3 protein-coding genes are annotated in these 2,297 nt (G+C 68.6%); all 3 read right to left on the bottom strand.

Translation table 11 applies throughout. The features are described from left to right. Window positions 1-41 precede the first annotated feature (41 nt). The 3 genes from M2283_RS51465 to M2283_RS51455 all read right to left on the bottom strand — a co-directional run bounded on the left by M2283_RS51465 (window position 42) and on the right by M2283_RS51455 (window position 2,210). Entirely contained in the window at window positions 42-323 is a 282-nt protein-coding gene (locus M2283_RS51465) for an AMP-binding protein (RefSeq protein ID WP_280883559.1), read from the bottom strand. Between the two features lie 271 nt (window positions 324-594). Continuing rightward, complete coding sequence (gene ccrA, locus M2283_RS51460; protein WP_280883558.1) at window positions 595-1,941, bottom strand: crotonyl-CoA carboxylase/reductase; 1,347 nt, start codon at window positions 1,939-1,941, stop codon at window positions 595-597. Next, complete coding sequence (locus M2283_RS51455) at window positions 1,938-2,210, bottom strand: alpha/beta fold hydrolase (protein WP_280883557.1); 273 nt, start codon at window positions 2,208-2,210, stop codon at window positions 1,938-1,940. Before M2283_RS51455 ends, ccrA begins: the two co-directional genes overlap by 4 nt. Window positions 2,211-2,297 lie beyond the last annotated feature (87 nt).

Genomic DNA, 2,297 nt, shown 5'->3' with positions numbered 1-2,297 from the left:
CGTGTACTTGCTTCCCACCTGGTGCTACTTCCTCTGGAACCTCAGATCCCAGTCTCCAGGTGTCCACGATCAAGGGGAAGGTTCAGCGCAGCCGCTCCACCTCGGCGACGACGTGGCGGCTGGACGGGGGCGCCCACCACCCGGCCGTACATGCAGCCGAGCAACGTCCGCACGAATTCCAGGCCCGAGGGGTACATGAGGACAGCGTTTCGACCCGTGAGCCCCGCGGCGGTGAGCGCCGCGGCCCGACGGCACGCCGTCTCGTGGAGTTCCCGGTAGGTCAGCGACTCCTCGGCGTCCTCGCCGTCCTTCAAGGAAGACATAAGCGGTTGTTTGCGACTGCCGCTGGCTGCGGTACCCCAAGGCATCGGGAAGAGTACGGAAATCGACATGTGGTTCCGGCCCGGCCGTGGTCACGTTTCAGAACAGCCTGTAGTCAATCAGAGCGCAGTCTCTGGTGCGCGGCTCGCTGTTCGAACTCGACGCGCCCGCCCCGTCCGGCAGGCCCGCACGCACGGGGTCCTCGGCCTGGCGTGACATCAGGCGGCGGAGGGCGTGTGCAGGCCGGGCCGCCGGACCGGGCGTACGGCAGTCTCACCGGGGAGCGGCGGTGAGACCGAGCAGCGGGTTGAGCCGGTCCTCCCCGATCCGGCCGCGCAGGTCGGGGTCGGTAACTCCGAGTCCAGGCTCCGGTGCCATGCAGAGCACCGCGACCTTGCCGACCTGTCGGCTGGTCTGGACGATCCGGCACGCCTCGGCGGCCTCGGCGAGCGGGTAGACAGCCGACATGGCCGGGACAATGGCGCCGCTCTCGAGCAGTCGGTTGGTGGCCTGCTGCTCCTCGTAGTTGGCTCCGTGGCTGCCGATGATCTTCTTGAGCTTCATCCACAGATGCCGGTTGTCGAAGGTGTGCAGGTAGCCGGAGCTGGATCCGCAGGTCACCACGGTGCCGCCGCGCCGTGCCACGATCACGGAGATCCCGAAGGTGACGCGGCCGGTGTGCTCGAACACGATGTCCGGTTCCCGGCCGGCCTTCTCGACGACGAGCTTGGCGAGCTTCCTGCCGGTCTCGAGCACGTGCCGAGGGTCGTCGGCGATGTCGTCGGTGATCCCCAGCTCGGTGCGGTTGATCACCACGTCGCAGCCGAGGGCGCGCACCGCCGCTTCCTTCTGCGCGGAGCTGACGACACCTACCGGGATGCCGCCGCCGTTCTTGACGAACTGGATGGCGTACGAGCCGAGGCCCCCGGAGGCGCCCCAGATAAGGACGATGTCGCCCTGCTTCATCTGGGCTCCGCGGTCGCTGACGAGCATCCGGTAGGCGGTCCCCGCGCACAGCGGGCTGACTGCGGCCTCCTCCCACGTCAGGTGGGCGGGCTTGGGCAGGATTTGGCTGGCCCGGACGACGCCGTACTCGGCCAGGCCGCCGAAGTTGGTCTCGAAGCCCCAGCCCCGCGCTTCGGCGCCGAGCACGCCGTCGCCCTGCGTGGCAGGCTCCTGGTCGTCAATCTGTGCGACGTGGACGATGACGTGGTCGCCAGGCTTCCAGCGCCGTACGCCGATGCCGGTGCGTACCACGACGCCGGAGCAGTCCGAGCCGAGCACGTGGTAAGGCTGGTCGTGGCGTGTCGCCCAGCCGCCCTGCCGGGCGTTTTGCTTGAGGAATTGGAAGGTCGGGATCGGCTCGAACATGGCCGACCAGACCGTGTTGTAGTTGATGGAGCTGGCCATCACCGCGACGAGGACCTCGTCCGGCGCCAGCTCCGGCATGGGCACCTCGCCGAGACGGAGCGACTTGCGGACGTCCTTGTCGGTCACCCCCTTGAACATTTCGACGTCCTCAGCCCGCAGGTGCAGGGCCAGGTAGGTGGTGGGTACCGGGGCGGCCTCGATCTCCGCGGCGGACGCGCCGTCCAGTACGGCTTGGGACAAGCTGCTCATGTCTGTCTCCTCAGGGTCCGGGGCTTCCCTACGCGGGTGTCCGCGATCGCGAAGCGCCTTGAAATGATCTTGCTGGCGTGTCCTACTGCTCCAAGGGATCCGAAGTGCCCAGCGTCGTCGACGACGTCGAATGTGACGCCGGGGATGCTGTCGGCGAGCTCGCGTCCGTACACGGGCGGGGCGACCAGGTCGTGGGCGAACGAGACCACGTGGCACGGCACGGTGATGTCCGCGTAGGCGGCGCGCCGGTCCGGCATGGGCTTGGTCATCGGCCTGCGCCGGTCACATGCAGCAGGGCGCGGGCCGCTAGGCGGTAGCCGAACGCGCCCAGGCCGACCACGACGCCGGAGGCCAGC

It is taken from the genome of Streptomyces pseudovenezuelae, assembly GCF_029892565.1.
Taxonomy (GTDB): Bacteria; Actinomycetota; Actinomycetes; order Streptomycetales; family Streptomycetaceae; genus Streptomyces; species Streptomyces pseudovenezuelae_A.
This window is presented reverse-complemented; position numbering and strand designations above follow the sequence as displayed.